We start from the raw sequence: 26545 nt of genomic DNA, 5'->3' as shown, positions 1-26545 counted from the left end.
TGCATTGGGTATGCTCATTATTACACCTGTCTGCATGTTCGCTTCGAACATGCTCCAAGGATGGCTTGGCTGCTCCTATCTGAGGCGGACAGTTCCGGCACCCAGCATCTCCTCAATGGCTGCGAACAGCTCCTCCGAGGGCTCGATCCGGTAACTGTCGCTGAGCGCAAGCACCTTCTGGTTGCGCTCGTAGAACAGCAGCGTCGCTGCGGGTCCCGGATGGTTCTGCAGCAGCGCCTGGAGGCGCGGCAGCAGACCCTTCAGCTCAGCGCCCGGCGTGATCTTGATGAAGACACGCTGGGCGCTCTGCGCTGAGTCTGCGAAGCGCTCAGCAGCCGGGGCCTGCCCCGTGCGCAGCGGGGCAGGGCTGCCCGGCCGCGCGTCTGACGCGGCCGCGGAAGCGCGCGCACCGGGCGGCTGGGCCGCCGGTGTGCGCGTGCCCGGTGCAGCGGCGGCGCCAGCTGCACCACCGGGCCGGGCGCCGGGGCCACCGGCGCCCGTGCGGGCGGCAGGAGCGGCCGCAGGCGCTCCTGCGGGGGCACTGCGGCCCGCGCCGAAGGCGGGCCGGCCCCCGGCGCTGCGGCGCTGCAGCAGCGCGCGCACGCTGTCCGAGGTGAGCGGAGCTACCTCCTCGGCCAGCAGCTTGAAGCCCTCGTCCTCCTGCTGCACCTTGGCGCGCAGGGCCAGCAGCGCGCCCTTCTCGATCAGGGCGCGGCTGCGTTTCCACACCTCAGGGAAGAGTACGACCTCGCAGCGCTCGATCTGATCTTCCCACTCCACAAAAGCCATCGCCTTACCGGCTTTGGTCGTGATCTCCTTCAGCGACACGACCATACCGGCCGTCACGGTCATACTCTCATCCGCTGCTTCGCCAAGATCCATCAGCTTCTGCATTCCCGGCTCTTCCAGCAGCCCCGCATGATCATCCAGCGGATGGCCGGAGAGATAGAGCCCGAGCAGCTCGCGCTCCAGCTCCAGCTGCTGGGTTCCGCTGAACCTCGGTATATCCGGGTAGCGGATCTCCCAGTTCGGCGTCTCAATGAGGTCGTCGAACAGCTGGATCTGCAGCTCATCGCGCTCCTTGCGCCATTTGGCCGCCGCGTCCACCGTCTCATCCAGCATCGCCAGCAGCTGCGCCCGGTGTCCGGGCAGAGCATCGAAGGCACCGGTCTGCAGCAGCGATTCGATGACCCGCTTGTTGCAGACACGTAAGTCAACCCGGCGGCAGAAATCGAGCAGGCTGTCGAACGGCCGCTCCTTGCGGACGGTTATAATATTCTCCACAGCCTGCGTCCCCACATTCTTGACCGCTCCCAGCCCGAAGCGGATATGCCCGCTCCCCTGGCCCGGCACCGGCGTGAACAGCACACCGCTCTCGTTGACATCAGGCGGCAGCACGCCAATCCCGGAGCGGCGGCATTCCAGTACGTACTCCGCCACCTTGCGGTGGTTACCCATCACGGCGGTAAGCATAGCGGCCATGAACTGTACCGGATAATGCGCCTTAAGATAAGCGGTCTGGAAGGCCAGCACCCCGTAAGCGGCCGCATGGGCGCGCGGGAAGCCGTAGTTGGCGAACCGCACGATCATATCGTAGACGGCATGGGCATCCGCTTCGCTGTAGCCCTGCTTCAGACTGCCCTCCACGAAGTGGCTGCGCTCCTGATCCAGTGTCTCCCGCTTCTTCTTGGACACTGCACGGCGCAGCAGGTCTGCTTCGCCAAGCGAGAAGCCGGCCATCAGCGAAGCAATCTGCATGATCTGCTCCTGATAGACGATAATGCCGTACGTATCAGCCAGAATCGGCTTCAGATCCGCATGAGGATAGACGACCTCGAACTCCCCATGCTTGCCCCCGATGAATTTCGGGATAAATTCCATCGGACCCGGCCGGTACAGCGCCACCACCGAGACAATATCCTCGAATCCACTCGGCTTCAGGTCCTTCAGCACCCGCCGCACGCCAGCCGATTCTAGCTGGAATACGCCAGTAGTCTCGCCTGCTCCCAGCATCTCATAGGTAAGCGGATCATGATCCGGGATGAAGCGGAAATCCGGCACGCTCCCGGTCATCTCCTTCACCCACTTCATGCACCTTTCAATAATCGACAAAGTCCGCAGACCCAGGAAGTCCATCTTGAGCAGCCCGACGCTCTCCAGATGCTCCATGGAATACTGGGTCAGTGCCGTACTCTCATTGCCCGCCTGGAGCGGAACGGCATCCGTCAGCAGACCCTTGGAGATGATCACACCGGCAGCATGTGTAGAGGCATGACGCGGCATTCCCTCCACCTTCATCGCCATGTCGAGCAGGCCTCTGGTCTTCGGATTCGTCTCATACAGCGCCTTCAACTCAGGCGTACTCTCCAGCGCCCGGGTGATGCTGATGCCAAGCTGGCCCGGAATCAGCTTCGCCGCCTTGTCCACCTCGTTATACGGCAGATTCAGCGCCCGGCCCACATCCCGGACAGCAGCCCTTGCCGCCATCGTACCGAAGGTGATGATCTGCGCCACATGCTCCTTGCCGTACTTATCCACCACATACGCAATAACCTCATCGCGGCGTTCGTCGCTGAAGTCGATATCAATATCGGGCATCGTGATCCGCTCAGGATTCAGGAACCGCTCGAACAGCAGATTATATTTCAGCGGGTCCACATCGGTAATCTTCAGCGTGTATGCGGTAAGACTCCCTGCGGAGGAACCACGGCCCGGACCGGTTACAATTCCATTTCGATGGCAAAAAGCGATAAAATCCCACACGATCAGGAAATAATCGCTGAACCCCATGCTCTCAATGACTCCCAGCTCGTAGTCTAGCCGCTTCTCGGCCGTCTCCTTCTGCTCCGGCGATTCCCAGAGCGGAGTATCCGCATAGCGCTGCTCCAGCCCGCTGCGGCACAGCTCGCGCAGATAAGCAGCGGCATCCAGCCCTTCCGGCAGAGGTGAGAATTCCGGGAGAATATGATTGCCGAACGTCAGCTCCAGATTGCACGCTTCAGCGATCCGCTGCGTGTTCTCTATCGCCTGCGGCACATGCGGAAACAGCGCTGCCATCTGCTCCCCGCTTTTGAAGAACAGCTGGTCCGTCCCGATCTTCAGCCGGTCCTCATCGTCCACGGATTTGCCCGTGCCGATGCAGATCAGCACATCCTGAACCTCCGCATCCTCCTTGTCCATATAGTGGACATCATTGGTCGCCACCAGCGGAATATGGAGCTCTTCAGCAAGCGCAGTCAGCTGCGGATTCACCCGCTTCTGTTCCGGTATCCCGTGATCCTGCAGCTCCAGATAGAAGTCGCTTCCAAAAATCTCCTTATACCGCAGCGCCGCCTTACGCGCCTCATCCTCCCGGCCGTGCAGCAAATGCTGCGGTACTTCTCCGCCCAGACAGGCGCTGAGGCAGATGATGCCTTCGGCATGTGCTGCCAGCGCCTCCATATCGATGCGCGGCTTGTAATGCTGGCCCTCCAGATGGCCGATGGAGATCAGCTTCATCAGATTCCGGTAGCCGGTCATATTCTTCACCAGCAGAATCAGATGGTAGATCGGCTGATCCTTGCGGCTTCCCCGCTCACGGCGGGAGCCTGCGGTCAAATAAGCTTCACAGCCGATAATCGGCTTGATTCCCTGCGCCTGGCAGGCTTTATAGAAAGGGATGGCCCCGTACATCACACCATGATCCGTCAGCGCCAGCGATGTCATGCCGTATTCGCCGGCCCGGCGCACGAGATCTGTAATGCGCGCCGCCCCGTCCAGTAAACTGTATTCGCTGTGCACATGCAAATGCACGAATGGGCTCATATTCCCCACTTCCCTTCAGCTCCAAATCAAAACATAAGATGAAACTATTTTATCATATTAGAGGGGGAGCCGCCCATAGAATGGATTAAGCGCATATGGACAGGCAAAAGCCAGGCCGCCGCCTGATCTAAGGAGGGAGCTTTTTATGGATATTTTCTTAAGCAAGGCCGTCCTCGACTTCTTCATCGCGTTCGGCATAGTGCTGGGTGGAGCGATGCTGGGCGGAATCGGAGCCGTCGTCTCTCTTCAACCGCCAACCGATACCATGCTGGAAATCGCAGACCGGATTAAGATATGGGCACTAGCTGCCGCTGTAGGCGGAACCATCGACCCGATGCGGGTCATTGAGAGCAATATGCTGGGAGGCAATCTCTCTCCGGCCATCAAGCAGATTCTCTACCTCGTGTTCGCCTTCCTGGGCGCTCATATGGGCAGTGAGCTGGTCAAGTGGGTCTGCGGCAAGTAGAAGCGAAGGGGTGAAAAGATACATGCGACTTCCGCCGTTTGACCGCTACCGCCGTTTCTCGCAGATTGCTGCTGTATTTGTGCTGGGGATGATAGTGGGAGCCGCCCTGTATAACGCGATTTATCATATGGGCTATAACATGCTCTGGGTCAATAACCAGGATCTGCGGCTGGAGATTGAACAATACCGGAAAGACATTCTGACGCTCAAAAAATACAACAACACCTCCACCGTCATCCGTGAGATTAAGGTGCGCACCGAGGACAGCAAGGTCAAGGACGGTGCGGCGGCGCTGGACCCGGTGACAGCCAAGGAGGTCCTCAGCAAGCTGGCGGGCGATCTGGAGCCGCTGCGCGGGCGCAGCATGTTCGATATCGATTCCGACGGCAAGCTGGCGCGCCTGCTGCTGGACAGCAAAATCTATCTGGCCCGCGAGAAGGAATACACCGTCAAAATCCGCACCATGCTGGTAATGGAGGGCGTGCTGCAAATCTGGGTGGAAATCAGTCCGTATAAACGCAGCTGAGCCGCGAATCATGATACAATAGTGGACAAATTACAATCACAGGATACAGAGTGCCCGGCTGAGGCTACGCTGACTGCCCGGTCTTCCACAAAGGAGCTGCTGTTCATGATTATGTTCATTAAGTATCTGCTGTTTGCCCTGCTCGTTATCTTCATGGTATGCGCCGCTGCGTACAGCATCTCTTCCCGCAGAAGCACCGACCCGCTCGTTCAAGGAACCAAGCGCTCAATCATGAACATGCTGCTGGGCGGAATGCTGGTCACGCTTTCACTCATGTCGATGTTCATGTTCCGCGGCTCGACGCTTAACGTGGTCATTGAGACTGCTTTTCTGCTGCTGGGCCTGTTCAATGTCTTCTCGGGACTGCGCAGCTACAGCTACTACAGCCGGATGCGCAGCAGAAGCTGAGGGTTCAGCCCCCACCCATACAAATAGACCAGTTGCCATCCTGCTCACCTGCAGGACAGCCCTGGTCTATTTTGAAATTTTTCCGTAAATGAATCCTTATTCATCATTACTCGCTCATCCCCGCTACCCGTGGTCAATCGACTGCAGCATCAGAACGGCCTTGGCTACAATGGTATCCATATAGCTGATTTCAATCTCCAGCTTACAGGTACGGCGGCTGATCTCCAGCAGCTTCGGCATGACGGTGATGGAATGCTCAATCTGTACCGGACGTATGAAATAGGTTGACATATTGTCCAGTACATAGTCGTTCCCGGTAATGTCCTTGGCTGCTTTGCAGGCGGACAGGGTCATTAGGGTGGACAGAACTCCCTCCGAGATCGTCCCCAGATCGGTCGCCATCTGCGGGGTAATGAAGCCGTGGAAGAACAGCCTGCCCTCCTCATCCCGCTCATCCGCGAACCCGTTCCAGATCAGATGATCAAATGTCTCTCCCAGCTGCGGCTGATTGCTGGCGTCGCGCAGGCTCTGCAGCACTTCACGCCGGGTGACCGACCCCACGAGCTTGCGGTTACGGTCCACAATGGGCAGAAAATCGATCCCCTCCCACATCATAATCTGCGCCGCCGAAGCCAGCGAGGTCTGGAGTGCAGCGGTGACCGGACTGCGCACCATCGCCTTCTCGATGCTCTGCCCTTCGCTGAGATCCTCCACATCACGCCGGCCTATAATCCCGATAACCCGGTGCCACTCATCCGTGACCGGGAACCGCTGCTCGCCGCTGGCCTGTGCCAGTTCACGCAGCTCTCCTACGGTGCTGGAGATTTTGAGCGTGTTCAGCCGCAGCTTGCCCTCCACGATATCCTCGACCAGCATAATCTTCTTCTTGATCAGCCGGTCAAAAATCGCACGGTTAATCATCGAAGCCACCGTAAACGTATCATGTCTGGACGAGATTACCGGCAGGTCAAGCTCATCGGCCAGCGTTTTGACCTCACGGCTGGTGCCGAAGCCCCCCGTTACAAGAACCCCTGCCCCCTGCTCCAGCGCAAGCGAATGCACATCATCGCGGTTCCCTACGATCAGCAGGCTGTCGGCATCGATGTACCGGATCATGGCATCGACCTTCATCGCACCGATCACATATTTATGAAGATGCTTGTTCAGACCCTCTGCTCCGCCAAGCACATGCCCCTCAACAATATCTACGACATCCCCGAAGGTCAGTTGTTCGGAAATATTCCGCGGCTTCTTCTCCACCCGGACCGTACCGATCCGTTCCTTGGTGATGACGATTCCCAGGTTCTCCGCTTCCTTCACCGCACGGTAAGCCGTACCTTCGCTGACCCCCATCTCCTTCGCCAGCTTGCGGACGGAGATCTTGGTTCCTACCTTCAGACTTTCAATGTGCTGCAGCAGTTGTTCATGCTTTGTGATATTATCGCCTTGACCTTCCAACTGTTACACCCCCATACCCCGATCTGTACTATTCTGTACCCATTATACATGCTGGCCACACCGGAGTACAACAGGTTACACTGTATCTTTCAAAAGTTATGACAGCTCTATGACAAGCCATCAGGTATGTATGGCAGGTATGCCGAAACAACAGGCCTTTCCGGGAAAAACACATCAATGAATACAGCTAGGAATATATATATAACACCGGGTAACTTACTCCCGTCAGGCGAGGCACGCACAGATAACCCCCGGTCCGCCGCAAGGGCACACAGGGGGTAGTTTTACACCACTAGCTCTATACCTGGACTATGATCTCTGCGACACCCGGCCTTCTTCGTTCCACTTGCCCTGCCACTGCGCCAGCTTGGCCTTACGGACGGCATCCAGACGCTTCTGCTTCTCTTCATCCACTCCGATAATAAAATGCAGATGTGAGGCAATAACCAGGAACGCGAAGACACACCAGACAAGACCGAAGCCCAGCACCCAGCCGGAACCATTCTGAAAAGACAGCTTCGGCAGCGCGTATAACAGCATGGCCAGGGCAACCAGCAGATACACAGAGTGCTTGAATTTACTTTTTTTTCTCATTGCAGGACCGCTCCTTCGCTCTAGAAGATTGTTAGAATGAATCTATATCTCTATTCTATGAACCTGCGTCCTGAAATATGAGACAAGCTGCGTAATTTTTCAGCCGGGCTAGAAGTCAGCAACAGGTGCAGAAGCAGCCTCTATTAGCTCGATATTCATGCTCAGTCTTTAACACCCCTGCGGTTCATTCTTACAGTTTTAAAGCTGATGCTGTACTAGACAAAAAGGGTGATCCCAGAGCCACATGGCCCTGAAATCACCCTTTTACTGTATCAAAGCGAATCCCCGATGCGCTGCCGGTGTTTATTGTGCGCCGTACATTTGGGACAGGCTGTCTGTGATGATTTTGTTCACATCTTCGATGACCACACTGAGGCGGCGCTCTGCGTCGAACAGACGGCGGATGCCCAGGTTCAGGTTAAGCACCTCGAAGAGCTTCTCCATCTTCTCCATGTCCTCCTGCGGAGGCATGTCCCCGCTCATCATCCGCTGCTGCAGCTCAATCTGGCTCTGGCGGAAGTTGTCGAGCATCTGCTTGCTCTCCGGATCTGCTTCGATCACCTTCATTGCACTGGTAATATCCGATACCTCACTGCTGTCCTTAATAGCACGCGCCAATTCATGCGCCTTATCAATCACGTTCATTCTAATTCCTCCTCCAAGTTATGTTCGTCTCTGCTTCGCTGCGAAGCCCCGCTCATTCAGCGGGTAGCGGCCCTATGCCCGTCCACCTGGCGGCCCCGGGGGCTGTCCGCGCCCAAATTTGGCAGCTGCGTAAGTTACGCCCGGGCACGCCTACTTCCTTCTGTGCTCCCGCCCTCCGGTCCAGGGCGCGCCTGCCAGCCCCCTGGCTGCCGGCGATATTAATCCGCCCGGCACGGCTTTTTCGGGAATAGGTCAATCACCAAGGGTCAGATGTCTCCATATGATGAATGATATGTAACCCTCAAGATTCATATTGCCGGCACCATGCTTGCCTACCGGAAGGAGATCCACGATGTCTAAGCTAAAGATCCCGGTTCAAACGGTCCACTCGGGCATCCTGCAGGAAAATGCTGTAATGCTAGGCGAAAAATCCATGAAGAGGCTCAAAATACCGGCGCACGGAACTATTCAGCTGAACTTCGGCTCTTTCCGGCAGGAGGTTACCGTAATTCCTGTTCCCAAATCCGACAGTCTGCGCGTTAGTGAGGCACTCGCCCGGCGGCTTGGCTTAAGACAGCACCTGACGCTTAACGCTTCCTACAGCACCGGCAGCCGCATTCTGCGTCTGGGGCCGATGATTGGCGTCCTGGTGAGCCGGGACCATCCCGAACAGCCGGAGCGAGTCTTCGGCCAGATCACCATGTTCTGCCGGGAGCTGACCCATGCCTGCCATGCACAAGGCACCTATGTCTATTTCTTCACCCCGGAAGCGCTGGAATCACGCACCACTACCATCCAGGGCTGGGTCTACGATGAGGGCTGGCGGAAGCTGAGTCTTCCTGTTGCCGATGTGATCAACAATCGGCTGACCACGCGAAAGGTAGAGAATAAACCTAGCGTACAGCATTTTTTGACAGATGTAAAATCCCGCTACGGAACCCACTTCTTCAACGAAAAGTTCCTAGACAAGACAGAGGTATTCGAGGCGCTGGCTCTAGACCCCGCCCTGCAGCGGTACTTGCCAGAATCGCATGCCCTGACCGGCTTAGCCATACTCAAAAAAATGTGCAGCAGCTATCCCAGCGTGTTCCTGAAGCCGGTACGCGGCAGCCTGGGCAAAGGCATTCTGCGCATTTCCAAAGAGGAAGGCGGAGGCTACCGGCTGCTGTCCACCACTCCGATGGGCACACGAAAGCAGAGCTATACCAGTCTGGCGAAGCTATTTCAGACCATTGCCCCCAAGATGAAAACCACCCGCTTCCAGATCCAGCAGGGTCTCTCCCTGATGGAGCTTGGACGGCGGCCGGTCGATTTCCGGGCACTGGTGCAGAAGAACGGCACCGGCAAATGGGGCGTCACCTCCATTGTGGCCCGGACCGCCGGAAGTAATCATTTCGTCTCCAATCTTGCCCGCGGCGGCACGCTCAGTACGGTCAAGGAGGCCGTCGGCAAAAGCAGTCTTCCGTCCGGTGTCAAAGAAAGCACCCAGGTTCAGCTGCCCAGAGCGGCGCTGGCCATTGCAAGAGGGGTTGAGACTTACATTCCCGCGCATTTCGGGGAGCTCGGCATCGACCTCGCGCTTGACCAGTCCGGCCGAATCTGGCTGCTGGAGGTCAACTCCAAGCCATCCAAGAACGACAATACACCGCTGAATGACCAAAAAATCAGACCCTCTGTCAAACAAATGATTCTATACTGCCGTTATCTGGCCGGGTTATAAGGAGGACATCATGACCACAACAGCAATGGGGTTCCTTGGCATTATGACAGACCGTCGCCACGGGATTCCTCCCATCGCAGAGCCGGAGTTCTGCAGTCATCTCTGCCGTGCGGCCCCGCTGTATGATCTGAAGGTCCTGATCTTTCATCCGGACGGTGTAGCTGCGGACGGCTCCTATGTCAGCGGATATCAATGGCAGAACGGACAATGGGAGCCTGTGCATTCTCCGCCGCCTGACATTCTCTATAACCGTTGCTTCTACAGGACACCTGAGGAGAAAAGAGCAGCAGCGGCCGCCCTGTCTGTATTGACCCGCTGTCTGCCCTGGTCACGCGGACTTCCAGATAAATGGGGAGTCTATGAGATTCTGCGGCGCAGCCCTTCTGCCAGCGTCCTGCTGCCGGAGACTGAGCTATACAGCAGCAGCGAAGCGCTTGGCAATATGCTCGCCGGAAGGGAATACGGCGTTTTTCTGAAGCCCAGAACCGGCTCCCACGGCAAGCGTACCGTACACGCTGTAATGCTCGGCAGACGCGAGGGCGGCGGAGTAAAGGTGCGGGGCAGAGACAGGAATAACGAACCTTTTCAATATGTTTTCGGTACGCTGGACGAAGGTCTGGACTGGATCGGCCGCTTCATCGGCCAGCACCGCTATATCATACAGCCTTACCTGCATCTCACCGGCAGCGGAGGACAGCCGTTCGATGTACGTGTGCTGATGCAGAAGAACGGCACCGGTGCCTGGACACTGACCGGCATGGCCGTCCGGCTCGGCACCCGGGGATCACTGACCTCCAATCTGCACGGCGGAGGCACAGCCGTTCCCGCCCTCCCCTTCCTGCTGGACGAATACGGCGCGGGAGGAAGAGACCTGCTGGAGGAGCTGACCCTGGCGTCTGCACTCCTGCCTCCGCTGCTGGAAGAATCCTGCGGCAGACTCGGAGAGCTGGGCCTTGATTTTGGCATCGATGCCGGAGGGAGAATCTATCTGCTGGAAGCTAATTCCAAGCCAGGGCGCACGGTGTTCCGGCTGACGGGCGACCGCCGGGCTGCTAGACTCGCTGCCGAGAACCCGCTGCGCTATGCGCGCCATCTGCTGCTTACCTCAAGCAGCTACCACAAGCTGCCTCCCGGGCAGCTCCGTACACACGGGAGAATGATATCTATGGTTCCAAAGGAGGATTCATAAATGGGTCTCACTTTTTGCAATGTCCATTTCACCAAGCAGCCTGATCGAGTAGTATATGTCTCGGGTGAACTGATGAGAAGCCTGAAATTATCCGGCAAGAAGAACATCCGCCTGCGCCTTGGAAAAGATGCCATCCCGGCCACGATCAAGCCGATCAAGCGTGCCGGCAAGCACCTCTTCCTGGCCTCGGGCGTCAAAAGCGCCATCAAGGTCCCGAAGGCTGGCGGCATCTACCTGCGGAATCTGCAGAATGACGAGGTGCAGCTCGGGCCGCTGGTCGGTGTGCTCTCAGACGGACCCGCTTCTGCAGCGCAGCCCTTCGGCTCCCGTACCGGCTTCATCAAGCAGCTGCTGCGTGAAGGCAGCAACAAATGCTACATTTTCGCCTTCATGCCGCGGGATATCGACTGGCAGCAGGAGCAGGTCAACGGATATTTCCTGACGGCAAGCGGCCGCTTCGAGCGCAAGCTCGTGCCCCTGCCGGATGTAGTCTATAACCGCCTGCCCAGCCGCAGAGCTGAGACCTCCCCTTACATCAACCAGCTGCGCGAGCGCTTCGGACGTAAGAAAATTCCTTATTTCAACTGGAGTTTTTTCAATAAATCGGATATTTACCGGCTGCTGGAGAACGACGGGGCGGCGAACCGCTTCGTGCCTGAAACGCACAGTAACCCAAGCTCCGAACAAATGCGGGATATGCTGGACCGTCACCACTTCGTCTATTACAAACCTTCCGCCGGCAGCCTGGGACACGGCATCTACCGCCTGACCTACCTGCCGAAGAAAGGGTACTTCGCCCGGTACCGCAGGAGTGGCAAGAACGTGCTGCTGCGCTTCACCAGCTTCGACAGCCTGATGCGTATGCTGCGGGGCCGCCATGGGCAGAGCATGCAGAACTATGTGGTCCAGCAGGGTATCCGCCTTATCGAGATTGACAACTGCCCGATTGATTTCCGCTTCCATATGCACAAGAACGGCAGCAATCAATGGGTCGTCGTCGGAATCGGGGCCAAAAAAGCCGGACGGGGCAGTGTCACCACCCATCTGAAGAATGGCGGAGCGCTACTGACCCCGCAGCAGGCCCTCGGCCGTGTGTTCGGGGCCAGATCAGATGAAGTGCTCCAGCGCGCCAAAACTACTGCCGTCAAACTGGCAGAATCTCTGGAGATCCAGCACCGCCATCTGCTCGGCGAGATCGGGTTCGATCTCGGCATTGACCAGGATGAGGATATCTGGATGTTCGAGGCCAATGCCAAACCGGGACGCTCTATCTTCCGCCACCCCTCCCTGCGCGCTGAGGGCAAAGCTTCCATTGAGCACATCCTGGAGCATTGTCTGTATCTCAGCAAATTCCGCAGGAGGGATGACTTGTGAACAGCCGGATACCCGATCCCAGTAAGCCCGTAATCGCCATTCTCACCACCAGTGACCGGCTTCAGCAGTTCCGCGGCAACCGCAGTAACTTCCGCGACATTATCCGTACCGGCAGAGAAATGGGCTATATGGTCTATGTCATCACCGTCCGCGACCTGAAGCTGAATGAACAAATCGTGAGCGGCTATGTGCCTTCCGCCAGCGGGAAGCTCTGGTATGCCATTCCGGTTCCGCTGCCGCAGGTCATTTATAACCGGATTCCCAACCGCGAGGAGGAGGAGAAGGCACCGGTCGCGCGCAAAATTGCCGAGTGTCTGGAGCATCCCGAAATCTCGCTGTACAATCCGAGCTTCTTCAATAAGTGGAACCTCTTCGAGTGGCTCAAGGAATCCAAGGCAACCTCGAGGCATGTGCCCAAGACCCGCCGCATGCGCAGCGCAGCGACCCTTACCGCGATGCTGAAGAATCACGAGAGTCTCTATCTCAAGCCGGAGAAGGGCAAGGCGGGCAAAGGCATCATGCGGCTGAGATACCGGCCGGACACTCTCCTTCCCTACCGGCTGCAGATTCAGAGCGGCAAAAAGAACACGACCTATAAGGCCGCGTCTGTCGAACGGCTCTGGGCCCGGATCGGCCGGGAAAAAGGATCCGCCCGCTACATTGTCCAGCAAGCCATCGTGCTTGCCGGATACCGGGGCCGCCCCTTCGACCTGCGGGTGCTGCTGCAGAAGAACGGCCGGGGCGCCTGGGCAGTAACCGGCATCGGTGCCCGGCTGGCCGGGGCCCGCAGCATCACCACCCATGTGCCGCGCGGCGGCAGCATCGAAGATCCCTCCAGCATGCTGGAGGGAACCTTCGGAGCAGAGCAGGCAGCGCTTATCCTGAAGGATGTCTCTACCACTGCGCTACTGGTCGCCCGGCAGATTGAGCGGGCTTCCAGCAACATGCTGGGCGAGATGTCAATGGACCTCGGGGTCGATGAAGAAGGCGCAGTATGGTTTTTTGAAGCCAATTCCCGCCCGATGAAATTCGACGAGCCGGCGATCCGCAAGCTGTCGCTCGAACGCATCTTCCAATACGGCAATCATCTGTCCCGCCAATCCAAATAATCCATTATTCGTCAAAGGAAGTGACACCATGCAGATATCCTCGCTCTACGACAGCAATCCCGCACAGTGGGAATCCAGGCGAAGCGGATTGCTTGAGTTCCTGAGTGAGTATGGGGAGCAGCGGATTACACTTCGCGGATGCAGGAGGCTGGCCCGGCTGACACCGGATCAGCTTGCCCTGCCGGGGGTCTCCCTGCTCGTTGCCACATTACGGGGTCAGAACGGCCGCCAGCTTGCAGGCGTCAGCTTCGTGTCCGGTTTCGGCAAGGAGGCCTGTGTAGTCGCCGTCCATCCCCTGTACCGGAACAAGCACACAGGCACAGCCCTGCTTACTGCACAGCTGGAGCGCCTTGGGCAGCTGGAATGCCATGTGGCCTGCGACAATGCAGCCAGCCTCAAGATGTGTTTCAACAGCGGGCTTGCCGCAGTAGACCTCATTAACGGACCTACAGGCAAGCCCACCCTGCTCTTGCGTTCCCCCCTGAGCGCAGTTGATCCCGCCACTCTTCCGCAAGGAGGTGAACTCCTGTGTCAGAGCCCGTCTTAGGCATCCTTACCCTGTATCTGAACGACGCCAAGCAGCTTGAAGAGAAGAGCGTATACCGGAGGATGATTATTGAAGGCAGCCGGATAGGATTGGATGTCTTTGTATTCACCCCGGCAGATGTGCATGTCAGCAAGGACCTGATCAATGCGATGGTCTATGATGTCAAAAGCGGAGTATGGTCGCGGAAATGGCGCTCCTTCCCGAATATGATCTATGACCGCTGCCGGATTCAGCGCAGCCAGCGCTTCCAGCAGCTGCTGCGCTTCCGCGCGCGGTACGACCATCTGACCTTCCTGAACCGCCCGCTGCGTAATAAATGGACGGTGCACCAGACCTTCTCCCAGCGGAGCCGCTTCCGGGCCCATATGCCGGAGACGCTGCTCTACCAGTCCTCTGCCGATCTGCAACGGATGCTGAAATCCAGCCCCGTCGTCTATGTCAAACCGATTAACGGCACCGGGGGGCGCGGCATCCTGCGGATAGAACGCCAGCGTGAAGGCAAGTCTCTCTTCGATATTCAGGGACGCCGCCAGAGCCGCCAGATCATCGCCCCGCGCAAGGTGTCCCTGAGCCGGCTGGAGACCATCGTCCGCCAGTGGTGCATCAGCGGTAAATTCCTCGTGCAGCAGGGTATCCCGCTACGGCTGCCCAGCGGCCGGTTTCACGATTACCGGATGCTGGTGCAGAAGAACGGCCAGGGCGACTGGGAGTTCACCGGCATGGCCGGCCGGGTGGGCGCCGCCCGCAGTGTCACCTCGAACCTCCATGGCGGCGGGCATGCGATGAAGGCCGAGACGCTGCTGAAGCAGTGGCTTGGCAGCGAAGAGCGTGCCGACAAGGCCATGCTCGCTGCCGAGAAGCTGGGGATCGAGGCTGCCGCCTATCTCGAAGACAGCTTCGGCGCCCTCTGCGAGCTGGCCCTGGATCTTGCCATCGACCGCGAGGGCAAAATCTACGTGCTGGAGGTCAACCCCAAGCCCGCCCGCGAGGTCTTCGCCCGCTCCGGCGACAACAGCACCTACCACAAAGCGCTGGTCCGCCCGCTGGAATATGCGATGTGGGTGTATAAGAACAAGAATACGCCTAGTTCGTCTAAGGTGGTTGAGGAGTAATATAGACAGCCGTTCCCTGCGATTGCGGAGAACGGCTGATTTTTTCTGTAGAACAGATGTATATGAAAAACGAATACAGTTCACTACCATGAAAGTACACAGGCCAGATGTATGCGGAAAGCCGAACACATTGGGGCTGCTGCGATAAAGGATGCTTCCCCTGCCCACAGCCAGTAACATTTTTACAGAAATCCTGCAAGAAATGCAGCAATACTGCCCAATAAAACCCGCCTATGCTGAAATCCTGCACGAAATGCAACAAAGCCAGTGCTAACTTACTCTCTGCACCGAAATTTTGTGCAAATAATGCAACAATATACTTCAGCCGGTAACTTTTAATAGAGAAATCCTGCAAAAAGTGCAACTTACGGCTCCATACAAGCGGTCCGTGAGAGAGAAAAACTCACATATCAAAGTTACCCGGCAATGAGAAACCAACACACCTTCACCTGTTAGGGTGATTTTGTTCTTTTATATGCTTATGAGCAAAGTAAATCCCTATGCCAACATTGTAAATCGCATGGGCCCAGAATGGCCGGAATCAAGGAACCTGTAGAATAAAATAATAAGGCGAAGATCAGCCCGTTCATAAATACGATCAGGTAGGCTACATAAACACCTTTATACTGTGGTACATGAATGATCCAGAACAAAAAGGAGCTTGTTAGAATTACAACCTAGTCCATGATCGGGCTATAGCCGATAAACAATCCGATTAACACACCCCTGAAGAAAAACTCTTCAAACAAGCCTCCCCCCAGTGAACTAACAGCAATACCGCTTGGAGTCCTTATGATTTTTTTATCATTTCTGCGCCTCCTGATTGAGGAAGCTCTGTGTTTGTTTTTATGATGAGACCCAAACTAATAAGTACTACAATTGTACCTACACTCAAGCCCAGTAAGGCAACTGAAAGATAAGAGAACCCATCCGGGACAAACAGCGAAACCATAAAGGGCATGATCTCTCCCCACCTAAAAATCCCTACAAGGATCAGTCCTAAGATTAAAAACGGCGTTAAGCCTAACAAAATTTGCAGCAACAGCTTAGAATGCCGTCTGGAACTTAATGGACTCATATATTTATTCTCCCTTTAATTCATTAACATTTTTATAAAAGACTTGGATCACTTGCCCTACAAACTCTGCCATATCAACAGGTAATAAGCCTTTATAAATTTCCAGCTGTTGTTCCAGGTACTGATTGGAATCAGACAGCTCATCTATGGGTACAGGTACCCTTTCTAACAGTTCTTTTAATTCTCTCTGTACGCCTTTGTTTAATTTCGTCTAAAGGCATGTTTAAGCTTTTGAGCAGCTGGATATTGAAGAAACTCTTCAATTCATCCCTGGTATACATTTTCTGATTGAATTCATTTCGCTTAACCGGAACAACGTTATTACCGCTATTCATTCCTTTAATACTGTTAGCACTGATCCTCGTCGCTTGCAGCTCTAATAAAAGCAATCTAAACACTTATCTTATTCCAGAAAATTATGTCGGCTGGGTGCAGATTATCTATAATCAAGAGGGACTTGACCCTATCAAGCAGGTTAATGGGAAAAACATTTATACCATTCCTGAATCAGGAATTTTAAAAACTTCCACTCCAGTTGAATATGGAGTATCTTTCGATGAATTTTACTACTATGATGAACAAAATAAGCAGCAAAAAATAGATGTAGACCAAATGATCCACGGTCACCATATAGGCGACGGCGAGTCTGTTAATAGTTCCGGTAAAATAGAGGGACCTACGGTCCAGGAGTTTTTTGTCGGAACAGAAACAGAGCTTAAAAATACTCCTGATCCGGAGTATCCTGTAGAGCTTATGAATAAAACTGGCATGAAGTATAAATTCAGAAGCAAAGAAAGGACAGTGAATATGGAAAATGTATCAAATGCAGATCAATTGGAATCCATAACCTCTATGCAATCCACAGTCAAAAAACTTGAGAGCGCTTTGTCCCAAATGACTCAAAGTGGCGCCAATACTACCCTGGTAACCAAACGCCTCCATGCGGTATCCATCGGCTTAGCGGTTCTGGAAAATGTCTGGAATCAAAAGCCTCATCCATATACACCTGAAGATTTAGCAGAGGCCGGCAAGGTTCTCACTGGTTTAACCCCTTCAGTTGAGAACAGTTATGCCAAGTCAAAGGCGGGCAGTCCACAAAGAACGCTTTTGGAGCGGAGAATTAAGGCTTTGAGGCTGGCTGTTCAGGCGATTGAGGGACAAACTCATTGACTTTTGATGCAAAAAAATCCCAGCTTGTATCATATCCAACTCTAGAATTCCATCCGTTAGAACGCAGCTTTTGAGCTAAATGGATGTAATCAGCACGCTGCTTATCGTTTAGGCTAACATCAAAAGTACCGTCACCAACCCTGAACTCATTCATGTAATCGTACAATTTCATAAGAATAGCTTCTTTATCCTTATCTGTTTCCATTCCACTGTGTAAGATAATTGAATCGATGGCATCATCTAGTTTCTGTGTAACAAGCGTTTCATTTTTCCATTGATTATCTTGTTGATACTGTATAGTTTCTTCAAGTTGAACTAGATCTCGTTGAATGTAAGCATTCAATAATTCATATTTCAAATCTTCAATTCTGTTGACTCGTAGACGATCCATAAATAATGCAGCATTTCCGAATAAAGAGACTACTAGAATCACTAAAATCCAGCTTTTTTTCTCCATATTTTCTCCAACCCCTCCTGAAGGCAATATAAAAACCAACGGCAGTCTTGAACTAAAAGCTCCAGACTGCTGTTGATTTATCGAATTTTATTATTCTTCTACACCTGTAGGCAGGTTTTTACCTGCTGCATTTGGCTTCGTGTACATTTTTTTCAGTAGGATCGTCTGCACGATAATGAAGATACCGCCAACCACCCAATATAAGGGTAGCGCAGCAGGCATCCCAAAAGAAAATACACCCATCATAACCGGTGACAACAATCCGATGAAAGCCATTTGGTTATTTACGTTGTGCTGATTCTGTCCGGAAGCGGATTGCGACAAGCGGAACTGAACGAAATACACTGCAGCGGCAATAAGCGGCAAAATCATATCGGTCTGCCCCAAGCTAAACCACAAAAAATCGTGAGCGGCCATTGGAGAAGCATCGGTAAACAGCCCATACTTAAGGGGTTGAATTGATGCTTTTGGTAGAGCTGCATCATCTCGGCTTGCTGTTGCTTTTTGGCATCCGTACTAACGTCGTTCTTGTACTTCTCCTGAAGTGCAGTTAACTCCGGCTGGAGGACGGTCATCTTCTCTTTCATGTCCATTTGTTTCTTGGTTTGATTCATCATGAGCGGCATGATCGCAAGTCTAATGATGAACGTCATCAGCACGATAGATAATCCGTAGTTTCCGTGAAATGCATCGGCGAAGAATTTGATCAGGAACGATAATGGATATATAAAAAAGTGGTTGAATATCCCTGTTGAATCGGCTGTGATCGAGTTTTCTTGAACTGCTGTCGAACACCCGCTAAGCACAATAACCGGAATAACTGCCGTCAACAATACGAGAATGGGCTTGGCCCATGGTTGAAGCCGCATGATCTTTTTCATCGTTGTCCTCCCTAATTGAAAGTATGATTATCAATGTGGGGAAGGACATTGTCCTCTTCATCCGGTGCTTCTCTTCGTCTGGCAGTACGTATGATCCAACGCTGTATGCTGCTCGGTTGCGACAGTCTGACAGCCACATACCAAGTGGAACCCGCTGCAGCAATATCATGATCCCAGTGAATCTCTCGTACAGAAAAATGAGCAAATGGAAATGATACTAAGGAATAGATAAGAGCGATCGAGAACGCCAATTGAACTAAGTCATAAAAATGCTCCAGCCAGGTTCACCTCCGTATGAGCCATATCGGATAAAGTTGAATAAGGATCATACGTTAGATTGACGTTGTCGTTTCACTTACCTGCACGTTAGATTAACACATAGCAGAATGTCCTGCTCCTCACCCTTTTGATCCACAATAGAAATTTGCTCAGGCGGTTTTTCCAGGCTTTTCCCTCTAACTAACAGCTGTTGTTCCCCTTCGATAGGGTACCTTCTTATATACACTCCTGAACCGATATCCTCATACGGATACTTGTCAAAATCGCTCCAACTCAGTGCGGCTCCCTTGTCCGCTAAGCTCTCTAATTCATTTAACGAAATATAGCCGCTCGTTCCTTGCTCCTTATGACTTTGGCAGGCTGTACAGATCATTAAGACAAATAACAATGTCATTGAAAGCTTGAGGCATTTGGATAGTGTCATACAATCCCTCCAAGTTCTTATCATTCCACTGGTAATCTCAGGGATAATTATATCGTAATTTATGCAAAACCAAAAATTAAGGAGTAAGTTGAATTGTGGTTGAATTACGTTCTATTGTGATATACTGAACGAAGGAGGTGGTACTTGTGTCAACGGTAAAAGAAAATTTGCTTCAATTTCTGGAGAAAGTGGAGTCAGGCAATGTTACTGCTCAAGATATTTACAATGCACAGACTCTTTTAGAGTCTTCTGTAATTATTTCTTCAAAAGGTGTGCTACGTAAGGGAAGACAGGGAAGTCATAAAAACCGCCGCATTAAATTCACTCCTTCCTTGAGCAAAGCTTTTCAATCAAATGATTTCTATACCGTTCAAGAGGTTGCTGAGCGCTTTAATGTGTCGGATAAAGCAGTATATAAATGGATTAAACAAAATAAAATTGAATGGGAACGTACCAGCCAGCATAGCAGGGATATTCGAATACCCAAGAAGCAATTTAAAAATCCTCCCGCAGAAGCGGAAGTTACAGCCCTCGAAAAATTCATTTTTAATAACGCTGCTGAGATGGAACTCGTTAACCGTAAGGATCTATACCGTGATGAAGACTAAAATTGTCATCTGGGATGGCTGCATACTTGCTGATCGGTTTATTTACCGAAATCACAGGGTTCGCAAGGAATTCGACCGGTTATATGATTTGCATATCAACGGCCTTGTAGAATTCTGCCTGCCCAAAGCTGTTCAGGCAGAATTCTATGGTTTATTGCGCTCGGGAGGCATAGCTATCCGTACAGAAAAGGATGGGCCGATGAGACCCGTTGCTTTCGAACATGACAAACTTATGCCACTCTTCGAAATGTTCAAGGGGATTTTTAATGTGGAATTTCTGGATTCATTGGGGCAAATAAACTGGCCTGAATTTTCAGACGATTATAAACTAATTGTGGAAGAAATTATGCAAGAGGAGTATGGCTGGAGACATAAAGGCCAGGATGTGATTGAACAATATCTAGGGAAGACAATTGCCATGTTACAGGAGGAAGCAAAGCAGGAACGGGGACGTAAAAAGCCGCTGAAGGACATGGATGATTATCCGGTAATGGCTGCAGCCATTATACATAACGCCGACATCATTGTAACTTATAATCTTAAGGATTTTATTGATCCATTTGGCCAAATTCGTGTGATGAATCTGGATACATTTCTATTACCGGAGACGCAGGATTCGCTGTTTTAAGATTTATAACCATCAACTTAAAAAGGATGCTAAGAGTGTATGCACACTCTTAGCATCCTTTTTACTATCTTAGCTTCACTTCAGCCCCATACCTCTCCTTCCAATGCTCCATCCACTGCGAATAATCCAGCCCTTTGATCTCCTTCAGCGTCTTCCCTTCGATGGAGTACTCTCCGCCGGTCACGACGAGATTCTTGATTGTGCTTAGCGGACCCGAGGTGCCGCCTATGACCTCATGATCTGCAAGCATGACATTTACGGCAATCCTGTATTCGTCCGGGGGATATTGCTGTTCCAGGGGATGATTCTCTACGAGGAATCGGTAAGTTATGATTTTTTTGCCGAAATAGGCATCAGGTTCTTGCTTCTGCACCGACCAGAGCTGCATGTAATCCAGATTCTCAAGCATGGTCTGATCCAATGTGTATTGGGCAACTTCTCCTGTAGGGTCAACGATCCTGTAACCAAGAGTCTCAACATATCTGGCGGCGATTTGCTCGTCAGTCTCACCTTCGGCGGCGCTCCCCTTGTTGCTGCATCCCATTATGGCCAGCAGTGCCAGGCTAAGCATTAGGAATAATCCTATGAGCCGGTTCATTCGTTTCGTCCCAATCTCATTGCAATACGTCTGAGGCTCTTCTTCTCTGGACAGCGGAGATTACAACCGGGACAGCAAAGACAAGAGATAGTCCGAACAGGACGATAGCTGTAATTAAAGAGTTATGCCCACCGTCAGAAGAATCGGCATGATGGCCACCACCCACCAGGATTGCCCCGTCATTGGAATTGCGGTTCATAGAATTCAAGGCATCTGCCGATTCGCTAACCGCATCCCTAACCTCTGAAGGACTGATATTCTGCTCATTCGTTAAATCAATATAGGTCTCGTTAACCTCATTGTTTATATAGAGATAATCCAGCTCGTAGCGTTTGTCGTCAATAAGCTCTACAGTGCCCTTTCCGGCATACTCTGCTTCCAGCCGCTTCACGGTGTTGTCAAAATCATTATGATTGCTGATGTTATAGATGGTCCATGCCCCTGACTCCAGTGTAGCTTCGATCACTCCAACCTGGGCCTCTTCCAGATAAAGAGGAAATTTATAACCCGCCATTTCATGTGAAATGGAGTTGTCCTGGACATTCAACTGGTAATAGGGGATTCCTTCCCCTAGAGTGGCCTCATGAAAGCTTGTTTTGCCCGTACCATGAAAGTTATCCTTCTGGGCTTCAAGGCTATCCGCATAATACTCTTTATATTCCTGCTCAATGGCTCCTTTGATCTCTGCCCCAGCCTTCTCAAGACCAGAATCGGCATATGCAGCATTTCCAGCCAGTGACAGAGCCAGGACAGCGGTTAATAGCAACGCACGAATTTTCAAAAAAAGCCCTCCAATTGTTGTTTGTATTAGGTCATTAATTTCAATTAATATTGTTTACTGTATTAACCCACTTATAAGTGGAATTGCTCTTGAACGTAGAATAGCCTTGAACGTTGCTCGAACCATCTGCCGGATCAATATAATATAAGTTCTGAATATTGTTAGTGGTATTGTAGTAATACCCTTTAACTACAAAGGCATGGCCAATACTCGAGCCAGCCTTGCTCGTGAACGCAAGAACATTGGAGTAATTATCTATATTGCTGACTAAACTATTGTACGACGGCACACTTAGTGATGCAGATGAGCTTACGCCATAGGCGGCAAGTCCTGCCTGGGCATCGTAGACCGTCCCGGCCGTGTCCATGTATATGCCCTTTGCAGCCTTCACTATATTTTGCTGGGTGGCGCTGGATTTCCCCAGATATTGTCCAGCCATGCTGGATACAGCCGCCCAGCACAGATAGCTGCCCTGTTGTACTTGGGAGGTTACGTCATGAATACGGGCTCCAGAAGCGGCGTATACGCTGCCTGCAAATAGAGAAGCGGAGATCATCGAACTAAACAGAATTGACAGCGGTTTCAATTTCATTTTTTTCACTTTTTTCAAATCCCTCTTGGAGTATTGATCCATCGGCCGACAGAACTGTAGATAATACTATCATAAAATACTATATTTGGAATATCTAAATTAAAGCTTTTATATTGATAATCATAGATTTAACAGGCCGCCAAAAGCTTATTTTCAGCTTGTCTCATAAGATTTAAGTATACACCTTGTGCAATGAGTTAACTATGCGTATACTTCTAGTAAGGGGGCGATGAGATGAGCAGAATGAAGAAAATCACGTTATTCACGGGTATTGGATTGTTGAGCGTTGTTGTCATTGCCATTGTTGCGGTCTACGCCTTCGTAATCCAACGGCCGGTGACCTCTACTCCCGTAATCACGGAAGTGAAGCCTTACGAGTGGAACAAGGTCAAGCTGGGCGGGAATACCCTTTCGAGCGATGGATCAGAGTATTTCATCTGGACCAAAACCGGTGAGAGCAACAACTGGATCATCTTCTTTTCCGGCGGCGGGGTCAGCTGGGATGCCCAGAGCGCTGCACATCCTATTAAGCTCATGAACTTTATTAAAGGCGGAGATACAGGCAACTATTTCGCTGACATTCCGTTCTATATGCTGACTTTGCTCGGCGGGATGATGGATACGGACAACACGGACAATCCTTTTCACGGCTGGAATGTGGTCTACCTCCCTTATTCAACAGGTGACTTCCACATTGGTAACCGCACCGCTACGTATCCGCGAGAGGACGGCAGCACCTTCACCATGCGGTATAACGGGCGTAATAATGTGCGCAGCAGCCTTGACTGGATCTATGCGAACGTGGCTAAGCCAGATAAGCTGCTGATTGCAGGCGAGAGCGCGGGGGGATTCGGGTCAGCCTTCTGGGCGCCCGAGATTGCATCACATTACCAGGATTCTGAGATTTTCCAATATGCGGACAGCTCCTTCCTGAAGTCAGACAAGTGGCCGCAGGTGATGGAGCAGGAATGGGACTCGGATTTCACTGCAAACTTCGGGTATGCGCCGGAGGCAGATATTATCGGGGCTGCTTTTCGCGCGAATGGCCGGCTGCTGCCTGTTGGTACGGTGCTTTTACAAGCCTACTCGGTATATGATGAGATTCTGATCCACTTCCAGAACAAGATTAACGATCATAATGGTCCACGGGACCAGAAGCTCATTAAGGAATGGTCAGAGGAAATGCGGCAATCGGTAGCTGCTCTAGCGGCAACGGTTCCTAATTATTATTACTATTTGACGGATTACGGGCTGAATGCTGAGAACGGGACCACCCCGCACACTTTTTCCACCCGGGAGACCTTCTATCAGGCGGAGCAGGATGGTGTGAAGCTTGTGAAGTGGCTGGGGGATGTGGTCAATCAGCAGAAGCGCTATTCGGTAGGCAGCAAGTTCTTGGGGGCGTCAGCACCTGCTCAGGAGTAGCTCCTGCAGCAGCGGTATTTTCGCAGGAAGACAGGAGAGAAGATCATTGAATTTACGTGAAAAGCAAATGCAAATGACCAAAGAGCTCATTAAGGAGGCCGCGCTGGGCCTGTTCTGTACTCAGGGGATTGAGCGCACGGATATGACACAGATCGCCGGACAAGCCGGTGTCTCCCGCCGCACATTGTACCTTCATTATAAGGACAAGGAAGATTTAGCCGCTGAACTCTATGTCGATAATCTGGAGCAGATGTTTGGACAGCTGCTGTTTGATTTTGATTTTGCACAGCCAGTACAGTCTCTGGAAAAGATTCTGGATCAATACCTGGAGCTGAGAGAGCATCAGGAGTCACTGATCTACTATGATGCCCTTTTTGGAGTCTACTACAGTACTCTCTCCAAGAATCCGGCTGAACTCCCTGACTTCAAGAAGGCCATGGAAGTCTGGTATTCCCGGTATATCAGCCTGGAGAGCGCCTCGGTGGCTCCAGAGCATCAAAAAAAGTGGCTGGACCTTCTTCAGAAGTCCACCCACCTGTATTTCATGTATTTACAAAAAGCGGTTATTCTTACCCGCCAGCGGGGCGGTTCAGTTACCGGGGAAGACAGGGCAACAGACCGTCAATTTAAGGATTTCATTATGTCTGGCGTAAGGGCAACCTGACGATAATCGTCGTGCCTACTCCTGCCGCACCGTCTACCTCGATACTGCCCTGATGCAGGGAGACGATTTTTGAGACAATGGCCAGTCCCAGACCGTTCCCGCTATTACTTCCATTCCGTGACTTGTCTACGGTATAGAATCTTTGGAACACGGCGCCCCACTCCTCCGGGGAGATCCCGATGCCATTATCGCTGATCGTGACCGCAACTTCCGCTGTACTGCGGTCTATACGGATGCTGATCCTCCCGCCTTCCGGCGTGAACTTGATGCTGTTACTGAGCAGATTCATCCATACCTGCTTCAGCTGATCTTCATCCCCTGTGATATGAACAGCTTCCGGCAGCTCCAGATCGATAACGATTCTTCGGGCTGACCATTGCGGCTCACAGGTCACCACGATAGTTCTGATCTGCTCGTCCAGACGGAAGGGGACTGCCGTGAAGGGGTGATGCTCGGAATCCAGGGAAGCCAGCTTCAGCAGATTATCACTTAGCCGGGACAGACGTCCGCTCTCCGCAATGATGATATCCAGATAGTCCTTACGTTCCTCTTCGGCAATCAGATCATTGCTCTGCAGCGCCCTGGCAAAACCGGATATGGAGGTAAGCGGTGTCTGGATTTCATGGGAGACATTGGAGACGAAATCCTGCCTCATCTGCTCCAGCTGCTTCAGTTCCCCCGCCATTTCCACATAGCTCTGGGTCAGCTCCCCTATCTCGTCCACACGGTTCATTCTGAGATCCACTTCGAAATCACCCTTGGCCAATCTTCTGGTGGCATTCGTCAAAGCCTTGATCGGCTCCACCAGATATCTGGCAGCGACAACAATACATACACTTCCCAGCACAAGCACGAGCAGCAGCACAAAGAGTACCAGCCGGTTGACAAGATGTTCGTTCTCGGCAGAATACTGCAGCAACATCGCACGCCACTCCCCCTTGAGCATGAAGGGCATTCCGATGAACGTATCATCATCTTCCGTGGAGGAACGATAGACCTTTCCCTGCAACACTTGCCGGACAGCGCCGGGGGTGATGGTCACAGCCGGACTATCCGAGAGACCGTAAAAGCTATGTTCCCCCGAGGGATGGTACATGTGGATAGGATGCGCCGATATTTTAACCATACTATGCAGGAACTCATCCATATCTGTAGGCTTGGCGTCATCATAGCGGTGAATAATCTCCCTGCCCACTGTGATCATCTCGTTCTGTCCCTCATAGCTTATCTGCTTCTGAAATACATACAAGCCGATGAAAAAGGAACAGATCAGACTAAAGACAATAATGCCAAGAAACGTGAGAATGATCCGGACATACAATGTCTTGATCATGGCTCAGGGATCAGCCGGTATCCCAGACCGCGGGCAGTTTCAATCTGAAAACCCTCGCCATTGCCGCTGAACTTCTCCCTCAGCCGGCTGATATGCACATCTACCGTCCGCCCGTCCCCTTCATAATGGAGTCCCCAGACTTGCTGAATGAGTTGTTCTCTGGTGAAGATCTGCCTGGGGTGGCTGACCAGCAGAAACAGAAGATCAAATTCCTTCAAAGGCAGCATGACCGGTGCCCCGCCGCGTGTAACCTGAAAGGTCCGGCGGTTCAGCACCACATTGCCGAGCTGCACAGACTGGGAAGTAACTACCAGTGAGCGTTTGAGCAGCGCTTTTACCCGCATCACCAGCTCCACCGGATCAAACGGCTTGGTCAGGTAATCATCCGTTCCGAGCCGAAACCCTTTGATTTTGTGGGCGGATTCCGCTTTGGCCGTCACCATGAGAAGAGGGAGATTCGCATCCGAACGCCTGATTTCCCTGCACAGCTCCCAGCCGTTCAGTCCCGGCATCATAATATCCAGAATGACAAGATCAATCTGTGAGTCCTCTATGATCGACAAGGCCTTGGTGCCGTCCCCGGCTTCTTCGAGGTGGAACCCTTCTTTGCGCAGATATAAAGACATCAGCTTCCGGATATTGTCATCATCATCCGCGATAAGTATTGTAGCCACG

26 protein-coding genes and 2 pseudogenes are annotated in these 26545 nt (G+C 52.5%); 15 read left to right on the top strand and 13 right to left on the bottom strand.

Going from position 1 to position 26545, the window contains the following annotated elements; genetic code table 11:
• Nucleotides 1–75: 75 nt before the first annotated feature.
• Entirely contained in the window at nucleotides 76–3804 is a 3729-nt protein-coding gene (locus NST43_RS08285) for a DNA polymerase III subunit alpha (RefSeq protein WP_339223685.1), read from the bottom strand.
• Between the two features lie 145 nt (nucleotides 3805–3949).
• Here NST43_RS08285 and NST43_RS08280 point away from each other — a divergent pair, with 145 nt between their 5' ends.
• Genes NST43_RS08280 through NST43_RS08270 form a run of 3 tightly spaced genes read left to right on the top strand, consistent with a single transcriptional unit; the run spans nucleotide 3950 to nucleotide 5204 of the window.
• Nucleotides 3950–4270, top strand: a complete 321-nt coding sequence (locus tag NST43_RS08280) for a YtrH family sporulation protein (protein ID WP_209993411.1) — start codon at nucleotides 3950–3952, stop codon at nucleotides 4268–4270.
• A 22-nt stretch (nucleotides 4271–4292) separates the two neighbouring features.
• On the top strand, nucleotides 4293–4796 hold the full coding sequence (locus NST43_RS08275) for a hypothetical protein (RefSeq protein WP_339223683.1): 504 nt from the start codon (nucleotides 4293–4295) through the stop codon (nucleotides 4794–4796).
• Nucleotides 4797–4817: 21 nt separating this feature from the next.
• On the top strand, nucleotides 4818–5204 hold the full coding sequence (locus tag NST43_RS08270; RefSeq protein WP_339223681.1) for a YtpI family protein: 387 nt from the start codon (nucleotides 4818–4820) through the stop codon (nucleotides 5202–5204).
• A 123-nt stretch (nucleotides 5205–5327) separates the two neighbouring features.
• Here NST43_RS08270 and NST43_RS08265 read toward each other — a convergent pair whose 3' ends face one another.
• From NST43_RS08265 to NST43_RS08255, 3 genes are all read right to left on the bottom strand, one after another.
• Nucleotides 5328–6662 (bottom strand): DRTGG domain-containing protein, encoded by a 1335-nt coding sequence (locus NST43_RS08265; RefSeq protein WP_209993413.1) that lies wholly within the window; start codon nucleotides 6660–6662, stop codon nucleotides 5328–5330.
• Between the two features lie 309 nt (nucleotides 6663–6971).
• Nucleotides 6972–7256: a hypothetical protein gene (locus tag NST43_RS08260; RefSeq protein WP_339223679.1), complete on the bottom strand. Its 285-nt coding sequence runs from the start codon at nucleotides 7254–7256 to the stop codon at nucleotides 6972–6974.
• A 303-nt stretch (nucleotides 7257–7559) separates the two neighbouring features.
• Nucleotides 7560–7901, bottom strand: coding sequence for a YlbF family regulator (locus NST43_RS08255; protein ID WP_036691219.1), 342 nt, complete (start codon nucleotides 7899–7901; stop codon nucleotides 7560–7562).
• Between the two features lie 352 nt (nucleotides 7902–8253).
• Here NST43_RS08255 and NST43_RS08250 point away from each other — a divergent pair, with 352 nt between their 5' ends.
• The 6 genes from NST43_RS08250 to NST43_RS08225 are packed head-to-tail and all read left to right on the top strand — an operon-like array spanning nucleotide 8254 to nucleotide 14952.
• Nucleotides 8254–9621 (top strand): YheC/YheD family protein, encoded by a 1368-nt coding sequence (locus NST43_RS08250; protein WP_339223677.1) that lies wholly within the window; start codon nucleotides 8254–8256, stop codon nucleotides 9619–9621.
• A gap of 10 nt (nucleotides 9622–9631) precedes the next feature.
• Nucleotides 9632–10810, top strand: coding sequence for a YheC/YheD family protein (locus NST43_RS08245; protein WP_339223675.1), 1179 nt, complete (start codon nucleotides 9632–9634; stop codon nucleotides 10808–10810).
• A complete protein-coding gene (locus tag NST43_RS08240) occupies nucleotides 10811–12184 on the top strand; it encodes a YheC/YheD family protein (protein ID WP_209993417.1) in 1374 nt (457 codons plus the stop codon).
• Nucleotides 12181–13293 carry a YheC/YheD family protein gene (locus tag NST43_RS08235; RefSeq protein ID WP_209993418.1) on the top strand — a complete coding sequence of 371 codons (1113 nt, stop codon included), beginning with the start codon at nucleotides 12181–12183 and terminating at the stop codon, nucleotides 13291–13293. The genes NST43_RS08240 and NST43_RS08235 overlap by 4 nt, the downstream gene beginning before the upstream one ends.
• A 28-nt stretch (nucleotides 13294–13321) precedes the next feature.
• Nucleotides 13322–13840 carry a GNAT family N-acetyltransferase gene (locus NST43_RS08230; protein WP_209993419.1) on the top strand — a complete coding sequence of 173 codons (519 nt, stop codon included), beginning with the start codon at nucleotides 13322–13324 and terminating at the stop codon, nucleotides 13838–13840.
• Nucleotides 13822–14952, top strand: coding sequence for a YheC/YheD family protein (locus NST43_RS08225; RefSeq protein ID WP_339223671.1), 1131 nt, complete (start codon nucleotides 13822–13824; stop codon nucleotides 14950–14952). Before NST43_RS08230 ends, NST43_RS08225 begins: the two co-directional genes overlap by 19 nt.
• 790 nt (nucleotides 14953–15742) lie before the next feature.
• On the opposite strand, the gene NST43_RS08220 is transcribed toward NST43_RS08225, so the two are convergent.
• Nucleotides 15743–16030 (bottom strand): hypothetical protein, encoded by a 288-nt coding sequence (locus tag NST43_RS08220; RefSeq protein ID WP_339223669.1) that lies wholly within the window; start codon nucleotides 16028–16030, stop codon nucleotides 15743–15745.
• 288 nt (nucleotides 16031–16318) lie between these two features.
• Between NST43_RS08220 and NST43_RS08215 the strand changes: the two are divergent.
• A pseudogene (locus NST43_RS08215) lies at nucleotides 16319–16681 on the top strand (hypothetical protein); the annotation flags it as partial.
• A 156-nt stretch (nucleotides 16682–16837) separates the two neighbouring features.
• Nucleotides 16838–17200, top strand: a complete 363-nt coding sequence (locus NST43_RS08210; protein WP_339225369.1) for a hypothetical protein — start codon at nucleotides 16838–16840, stop codon at nucleotides 17198–17200.
• Here the strand turns inward: NST43_RS08210 and NST43_RS08205 are convergent.
• The 3 genes and pseudogenes from NST43_RS08205 to NST43_RS08195 all read right to left on the bottom strand — a co-directional run bounded on the left by NST43_RS08205 (nucleotide 17151) and on the right by NST43_RS08195 (nucleotide 19241).
• A complete protein-coding gene (locus NST43_RS08205; protein WP_339223667.1) occupies nucleotides 17151–17657 on the bottom strand; it encodes a hypothetical protein in 507 nt (168 codons plus the stop codon). The genes NST43_RS08210 and NST43_RS08205 overlap by 50 nt on opposite strands.
• Before the next feature lie 90 nt (nucleotides 17658–17747).
• A pseudogene (locus tag NST43_RS08200) lies at nucleotides 17748–18274 on the bottom strand (YidC/Oxa1 family membrane protein insertase).
• 619 nt (nucleotides 18275–18893) lie between these two features.
• Nucleotides 18894–19241 (bottom strand): hypothetical protein, encoded by a 348-nt coding sequence (locus NST43_RS08195; protein ID WP_209993428.1) that lies wholly within the window; start codon nucleotides 19239–19241, stop codon nucleotides 18894–18896.
• A 146-nt stretch (nucleotides 19242–19387) separates the two neighbouring features.
• Between NST43_RS08195 and NST43_RS08190 the strand changes: the two genes are divergently transcribed.
• Nucleotides 19388–19849, top strand: a complete 462-nt coding sequence (locus NST43_RS08190) for a helix-turn-helix domain-containing protein (RefSeq protein ID WP_209993429.1) — start codon at nucleotides 19388–19390, stop codon at nucleotides 19847–19849.
• The gene (locus NST43_RS08185; RefSeq protein ID WP_339223665.1) at nucleotides 19839–20477 is read left to right on the top strand and encodes a hypothetical protein; all 639 of its coding nucleotides are present in this window, start codon (nucleotides 19839–19841) and stop codon (nucleotides 20475–20477) included. Before NST43_RS08190 ends, NST43_RS08185 begins: the two co-directional genes overlap by 11 nt.
• Before the next feature lie 64 nt (nucleotides 20478–20541).
• On the opposite strand, the gene NST43_RS08180 is transcribed toward NST43_RS08185, so the two are convergent.
• From NST43_RS08180 to NST43_RS08170, 3 genes are read right to left on the bottom strand one after another with little or no spacing between them, the layout of a single operon-like run.
• Nucleotides 20542–21048, bottom strand: coding sequence for a hypothetical protein (locus NST43_RS08180; RefSeq protein ID WP_339223663.1), 507 nt, complete (start codon nucleotides 21046–21048; stop codon nucleotides 20542–20544).
• Between the two features lie 43 nt (nucleotides 21049–21091).
• On the bottom strand, nucleotides 21092–21856 hold the full coding sequence (locus tag NST43_RS08175; protein ID WP_339223661.1) for a hypothetical protein: 765 nt from the start codon (nucleotides 21854–21856) through the stop codon (nucleotides 21092–21094).
• 40 nt (nucleotides 21857–21896) lie between these two features.
• The gene (locus NST43_RS08170) at nucleotides 21897–22457 is read right to left on the bottom strand and encodes a papain-like cysteine protease family protein (protein ID WP_339225368.1); all 561 of its coding nucleotides are present in this window, start codon (nucleotides 22455–22457) and stop codon (nucleotides 21897–21899) included.
• Between the two features lie 225 nt (nucleotides 22458–22682).
• Between NST43_RS08170 and NST43_RS08165 the strand changes: the two genes are divergently transcribed.
• Both NST43_RS08165 and NST43_RS08160 read left to right on the top strand, forming a co-directional pair.
• A complete protein-coding gene (locus NST43_RS08165; RefSeq protein WP_339223658.1) occupies nucleotides 22683–23873 on the top strand; it encodes a pectin acetylesterase-family hydrolase in 1191 nt (396 codons plus the stop codon).
• A 46-nt stretch (nucleotides 23874–23919) separates the two neighbouring features.
• A complete protein-coding gene (locus tag NST43_RS08160; RefSeq protein ID WP_339223656.1) occupies nucleotides 23920–24537 on the top strand; it encodes a TetR/AcrR family transcriptional regulator in 618 nt (205 codons plus the stop codon).
• Here NST43_RS08160 and NST43_RS08155 read toward each other — a convergent pair.
• Both NST43_RS08155 and NST43_RS08150 read right to left on the bottom strand, forming a co-directional pair.
• A complete protein-coding gene (locus NST43_RS08155) occupies nucleotides 24512–25870 on the bottom strand; it encodes a HAMP domain-containing sensor histidine kinase (RefSeq protein WP_339223655.1) in 1359 nt (452 codons plus the stop codon). The genes NST43_RS08160 and NST43_RS08155 overlap by 26 nt on opposite strands.
• Complete coding sequence (locus tag NST43_RS08150; protein ID WP_339223653.1) at nucleotides 25867–26544, bottom strand: response regulator transcription factor; 678 nt, start codon at nucleotides 26542–26544, stop codon at nucleotides 25867–25869. Before NST43_RS08150 ends, NST43_RS08155 begins: the two co-directional genes overlap by 4 nt.
• Between the last annotated feature and the right edge of the window lies 1 nt (nucleotide 26545).

This window comes from Paenibacillus sp. FSL H8-0332 (genome assembly GCF_037963835.1).
Classification (GTDB): Bacteria; Bacillota; Bacilli; order Paenibacillales; family Paenibacillaceae; genus Paenibacillus_AQ; species Paenibacillus_AQ rhizoplanae.
Note: the sequence above shows the minus strand (reverse complement) of the source record. Positions and strands in the feature narration are given on the sequence as shown.

Bases quoted from the DNA above. Each gene is read 5' to 3' on its own strand.
- NST43_RS08285 (WP_339223685.1), bottom strand. From the start codon at position 3,804: ATGAGCCCATTCGTGCATTTGCATGTGCACAGCGAATACAGTTTACTG.
- NST43_RS08280 (WP_209993411.1), top strand. From the start codon at position 3,950: ATGGATATTTTCTTAAGCAAGGCCGTCCTCGACTTCTTCATCGCGTTC.
- NST43_RS08275 (WP_339223683.1), top strand. From the start codon at position 4,293: ATGCGACTTCCGCCGTTTGACCGCTACCGCCGTTTCTCGCAGATTGCT.
- NST43_RS08260 (WP_339223679.1), bottom strand. From the start codon at position 7,256: ATGAGAAAAAAAAGTAAATTCAAGCACTCTGTGTATCTGCTGGTTGCC.
- NST43_RS08255 (WP_036691219.1), bottom strand. From the start codon at position 7,901: ATGAACGTGATTGATAAGGCGCATGAATTGGCGCGTGCTATTAAGGAC.
- NST43_RS08250 (WP_339223677.1), top strand. From the start codon at position 8,254: ATGTCTAAGCTAAAGATCCCGGTTCAAACGGTCCACTCGGGCATCCTG.
- NST43_RS08245 (WP_339223675.1), top strand. From the start codon at position 9,632: ATGACCACAACAGCAATGGGGTTCCTTGGCATTATGACAGACCGTCGC.
- NST43_RS08240 (WP_209993417.1), top strand. From the start codon at position 10,811: ATGGGTCTCACTTTTTGCAATGTCCATTTCACCAAGCAGCCTGATCGA.
- NST43_RS08230 (WP_209993419.1), top strand. From the start codon at position 13,322: ATGCAGATATCCTCGCTCTACGACAGCAATCCCGCACAGTGGGAATCC.
- NST43_RS08220 (WP_339223669.1), bottom strand. From the start codon at position 16,030: ATGAGTCCATTAAGTTCCAGACGGCATTCTAAGCTGTTGCTGCAAATT.
- NST43_RS08210 (WP_339225369.1), top strand. From the start codon at position 16,838: ATGGAAAATGTATCAAATGCAGATCAATTGGAATCCATAACCTCTATG.
- NST43_RS08205 (WP_339223667.1), bottom strand. From the start codon at position 17,657: ATGGAGAAAAAAAGCTGGATTTTAGTGATTCTAGTAGTCTCTTTATTC.
- NST43_RS08195 (WP_209993428.1), bottom strand. From the start codon at position 19,241: ATGACACTATCCAAATGCCTCAAGCTTTCAATGACATTGTTATTTGTC.
- NST43_RS08185 (WP_339223665.1), top strand. From the start codon at position 19,839: ATGAAGACTAAAATTGTCATCTGGGATGGCTGCATACTTGCTGATCGG.
- NST43_RS08180 (WP_339223663.1), bottom strand. From the start codon at position 21,048: ATGCTTAGCCTGGCACTGCTGGCCATAATGGGATGCAGCAACAAGGGG.
- NST43_RS08165 (WP_339223658.1), top strand. From the start codon at position 22,683: ATGAGCAGAATGAAGAAAATCACGTTATTCACGGGTATTGGATTGTTG.
- NST43_RS08155 (WP_339223655.1), bottom strand. From the start codon at position 25,870: ATGATCAAGACATTGTATGTCCGGATCATTCTCACGTTTCTTGGCATT.